Below are 4,864 nucleotides of genomic sequence, written 5' to 3'. Positions count from 1 at the left end.
TCCCCGCCGGCGGCCCGGCCGACACCGACTGGGCCCAATGGGGCGCCACGAGCGCCGGCACCCGCTACACGCCGGCCGCCCAAATAGTCCCCGGCAATGTCGCCCATCTGAAAGTCGCCTGGCGCTACAGCACCGGCGAGCTCGGCCGCCGCTCGGCGGCGATGCAGACCAACAGCACGAATGAGACGACCCCGATCCTCGCCGCCGGCCACCTCGTCACCTGCACACCCTTTTCGCGCGTCATTGCGCTCGATCCTGCGACCGGCCGCGAAATCTGGACCTATGATCCCACCGTCGATCCGACACTGGCGCTGCCTGATCAATATGCCTGCCGTGGCGTCTCCCAGTGGCGCGACCCCGCGTTGCCGGACGGCGCCCCCTGCCGGGACCGGATCATCCTCGCCAGCATCGACCTGCGGCTGATCGCGCTCGATGCCCGCACCGGCACGCCCTGTGCCGGCTTCGGCGAAAGCGGCATCGTCAAGGTCGATCCCGGCCCGGTCCATCACAATGGCGAGGTCAAGCTGGCCTCGCCGCCGGCGATCGTTTCGGGCCGGATCGTCGTCGGCTCCTCGGTGCTGGACAATGTCCGTGCCTCAGCGCCGCGCGGCATCATCCGCGCCTATGACGTCCGCACCGGCGCGCCGGCCTGGACGTTCGACCCGATCCCTCAGGAGGGCGGTTCGGATAAGGACTGGGGCGGGGACAGCCGGCAAACCACGGGCGCTGCCAACATGTGGTCGGTGATGGCCGCCGACGAGGAACGCGGGCTGGTCTTCCTGCCCACCTCCAGCGCCTCGCCCGATTATTACGGCGGTCTCCGCCCCGGCGACAACCGCCACGCCAACAGCATCGTCGCGCTCGATGCCGCCACAGGCGCGCTGGTCTGGGCGCGCCAGCTGATCCACCATGACATCTGGGACTATGATACCCCGGCCCAGCCGACTCTGACCGACATCGTCCGGAACGGGCAGCGCATCCCGGCGCTCGTCCAGCCGACCAAGCAGGGCTATGTCTTCATCCTCGATCGCCGCACCGGCGCGCCGCTGTTCCCGATCGACGAGGTGCCGGTGCCACAGGGCGGCGTGCCCGGCGAATGGCTGTCGCCTACCCAGCCGCGCCCGCGCCTGCCAAAGGCGATTGTGCCGCAAAAGGTGACGCCCGACGACGCCTGGGGCTTCACCTTCTGGGACCGGGGCAAGTGCCGGGACCTGATTGCCCAGTACCGCAGTGAGGGCTTGTACACGCCGATCACCGAGCGCGGGACCATCACCTATCCGGCCGCCTCGGGCGGCGCCAATTGGGGGGCAGGGGCCATCGATCCGGCCCGGCAGGTCTATTTCATCAACTCGAGCCGCGTCGCCTCGGTGATCAAGCTGCGCAAGCGCCAGCCCGGCGGCAGCGAGACCGTGCAGCTGTCGGCCACCGAGGACATCTCGCCGATGGCCGGCACGCCCTATGACGTCAAGCGCGAGTGGCTGCTGTCACCGCTCGGCGCACCCTGCACCAAGCCGCCCTGGGGCGGGCTGACCGCCATCGACCTCGCCACCGGCGCCACGCTCTGGGACGTGCCGCTCGGCACCATCAATCATGAATTCCCATTCCCGCTCGGCTTCGACCTCAAGCTCGGCACCCCCAATCTCGGCGGGCCGGTGACGACGGCCGGCGGCGTGATGTTCATCGCCGCGACCATGGACGGCTATCTGCGAGCGATCGACATGAAGACCGGCAAGGAGCTGTGGCGCGACAAGCTGCCCGGCGGCAGCCAGACCACGCCGATGAGCTACATGGCCGGCGGGCGGCAATTCGTCGTCATCGCGTCCGGCAAGCACATGTGGTTCCAGACCGGCGCGTCGGACGAGATCATCGCTTATGCTTTGCCCTCTAAGTGAGCCGGCACGCATATCGAAGGGCTGCGTCGCGTTCAGCAGGATTGATGCAGGCCCGGGCGCGAGGGTGGGCGCATGGCTGAAGACGCTCGGAGCCCATTCTATCATGACCGCGTGGAAGGTTTGTTGATGATTGAAAATGGCAAGGAAGAGATGACGGGCGTTTCTGCTTTGCCCCGGGCCATGCTGATCTTGACAGCCGCGCTGTTTGCTACGGGCTGCAACCCGGCGAATACTGAAAACGCAGCCTCGCAGTCCGGCTATTGGGTTGAGCAGGTGGTGGACGGATTGGACCATCCCTGGGCCATGACCTGGCTGCCGAACGGCGACATGCTCGTAACCGAACGCCCGGGCAAGCTGCGGGTGATCCGGGACGGGGCGCTGCTGCCCGAGCCGGTGGCCGGCGTGCCGAAGGTGCTGAACACCAGCATATTCGATGGTCTTCTCGACGTGAAGCCGGACCCTGACTTCAAGACCAGCCGCCTGCTTTTCCTGACCTTCATGACCGGCACGGACAGCGCGCGGACAGGATCGATCATGCGGGCACGGCTGGAGGGGAACCAGCTGGTTGAGCCTCAGGTAATCTTCAGCACATCCACGCCGGCGCCCCCGGGCGGACCCAATATCCTGCGGATCCTGTTTTTGCCGGACAAGACCATGCTGGTTGGCGTCGGCTCGGGCGGGCAAGGCAGCCGCGGGATGGTCCAGCGAACCGACAATCATTCCGGAAAGGTCATTCACCTGAACCGCGACGGCAGTCCGGTGGCCGATGGGCCGTTCAGCAAGATTGACGGCGCTCTGCCGGAGCTTTGGGCCACGGGGTTTCGCAACGCAGCCGGCCTTACGCGTGCGGCTGACGGGGCGATCTGGTCGATCGATATCGGACCCAAGGGGGGCGACGAGCTGAATTTGCTCAAGCCCGGCGGCAATTATGGCTGGCCGCGCGTGACATGGGGGTTCGATTACACCGGGCGGTCGATGTCGGATATCCAGGAGTCGCCGGACTATGTCGATCCTGTGGCGGTCTGGTCGCCCTCGCGCGCGCCGTCCGATCTGGTCTATTATGATGGAAACCGCTTCCCGGAATGGCGCGGAGACCTGTTTACGGCTGAACTGATGGGCCATGTGGTGCGTCGTCTGCGTGTGCGGAACGGCAAGGTCGTGCAGGAAGAGGCCTTGCTCAGCGAACTTGATGAGCGGATACGGTCGGTGGCGGTGGGGCCGGATGGATATATCTATGCTGTGACCGACGCGGCGCGCGGGCGGCTGCTGCGTGTGCGGCCGGGCACGCCGACGGCGGCCGAAGCGACGCGGGTTGCAAAGCCCTTCGGCAACACGGCGAAAGGCGGCATGATCGAGGATTTCGCCAGCCGCGGGGTCTATCAGGAGAAGTTCACCCAGATCCTGTTCAACTTCAAATATGATCCGGAACGGGCCAAAACGTTGTTCGGGCAGAATTGCGCGAGTTGTCATGTGGCCGGCAGTTTCACGACCGGCGAGATTGGTCCCAATCTGAACGGGGTGGCAGGTCGGCAATCGGGGCAACTTGCGGGATATGCCTTTTCAGCGGCGATGCGGGATGAAAAAACCTCGGTCAAATGGGACCGGGATGCCCTGGTTGCCTTTATCTCGAACCCGCAGGCTTATTATCCCGGGACCAAGATGGCCGTTTCGCCGATGGACGATCTGGAGGCTGTGCTGCAAATTACCAGCTATCTCGAGGCAACAGGCGAACCCAGGCCGTGAACTCATGCACCGGCCCTGCACGCCTGGAAGGCTCGATGGCAGTCATGAGCAAGAGCCAGACGAGTTTGGGCAGCCCCGTGTCTGGCGGAGACAAGTTGCCGTTAGACTGACAGCACCGCCAGCAAAGGATAGTGGCCGCTTTTTCCGGCGCGTGTTATCCTTGATCAGCGATCAGGGGATGGTGGGCCATGTCGTTACTTTCAATCGTCATCAAGGCGCTGGAAGCGTTGGATCTCGATGACGATGTGAACCGGTTGGTGATCGACCGCGCGGTGAATGTGTGTCGCACCCGGCCGCACCCATGGTCGACCCGGCATGATTACATCAGCTGGTCTGGTCTGACCGACCGCACCTACAATGCCCGCCTGCTGCCAGCCAAGTCAGGCCCGGCGGTGGAAGCCCGAGGCACCAGCCGACCACCGCTGGCCGACGTGGCCGCCCTGTTCCAGCGACAACCCGGCACCAATCAGCGGTTGTGCAGCAAATCCACCGGGCTGTTCCCGGCTTTTGCGCAATATCTTACCGACGGCTTCATACGTACCATGCTTCACAATGACGATGCATTGGAAGACCGTCGTCGCACCACATCGAACCACGAAATCGATCTTTCCCCGCTCTATGGCCGTACCGAAGCGCAGACGAATGTGCTGCGCAGCCACAGCGGCGGCCGGTTAAACAGCCAGATCATAAATGGCGAGGAGTATTCGCCCTTCCTGTTTGCCGATAGCGGCGCTGTAAAGCCGGAATTTGCCGTGCTGGACTTGCCGCTGGGACTAAAGAAGCTAAGCCCCGAAGGACGGCGCACCATCTTTGCCGTGGGCGGGGATCGGGTGAACGCCGTGCCACAAACCGCGATGATGAACACGCTGTTTCTGCGTGAGCACAACCGCGTGGCGGCCATGCTGGCCGTTAATCATCCGGCATGGAACGATGAGCGACTGTTTGAAACGGCGCGCAACATCATGATCGTGATGTTCATCAAGATCGTGGTCGAGGATTATATCAACCATATCAATACGACGGAATTCAAGTTGCAGGCTGACCCCAAGGCGGCCTGGGGCGGCAACTGGAACCGGCCCAACTGGATGACGGTGGAATTCAGCCTGCTGTATCGCTGGCACGGGCTGGTAATGGAAAACATCACCTGGGGGGATAAGGCCTATCCCGGCCACGGCACCCTGTTGAACAACAGTCTGCTGATCGGCAGCGGCCTCGGTCAAAGCTTCATC

Annotated in this window: 3 protein-coding genes; all 3 read left to right on the top strand. The window is 64.0% G+C overall.

Features of this window, described 5'->3' with window-relative positions; all coding sequences use genetic code 11:
* The coding region (locus ACTIFJ_RS08490; RefSeq protein ID WP_439533670.1) for a pyrroloquinoline quinone-dependent dehydrogenase at positions 1–1,892 on the top strand (1,892 nt) is incomplete at its 5' end.
* Between the two features lie 72 nt (positions 1,893–1,964).
* On the top strand, positions 1,965–3,635 hold the full coding sequence (locus ACTIFJ_RS08485; protein WP_439533669.1) for a PQQ-dependent sugar dehydrogenase: 1,671 nt from the start codon (positions 1,965–1,967) through the stop codon (positions 3,633–3,635).
* Between the two features lie 188 nt (positions 3,636–3,823).
* Positions 3,824–4,864 (top strand): peroxidase family protein (locus ACTIFJ_RS08480; RefSeq protein ID WP_439533668.1); only part of this gene is annotated, 1,041 nt, incomplete at its 3' end.

The sequence above is a fragment of the Polymorphobacter sp. genome (genome assembly GCF_051860865.1).
Taxonomy (GTDB): domain Bacteria; phylum Pseudomonadota; class Alphaproteobacteria; order Sphingomonadales; family Sphingomonadaceae; genus Sandarakinorhabdus.
This window is presented reverse-complemented; position numbering and strand designations above follow the sequence as displayed.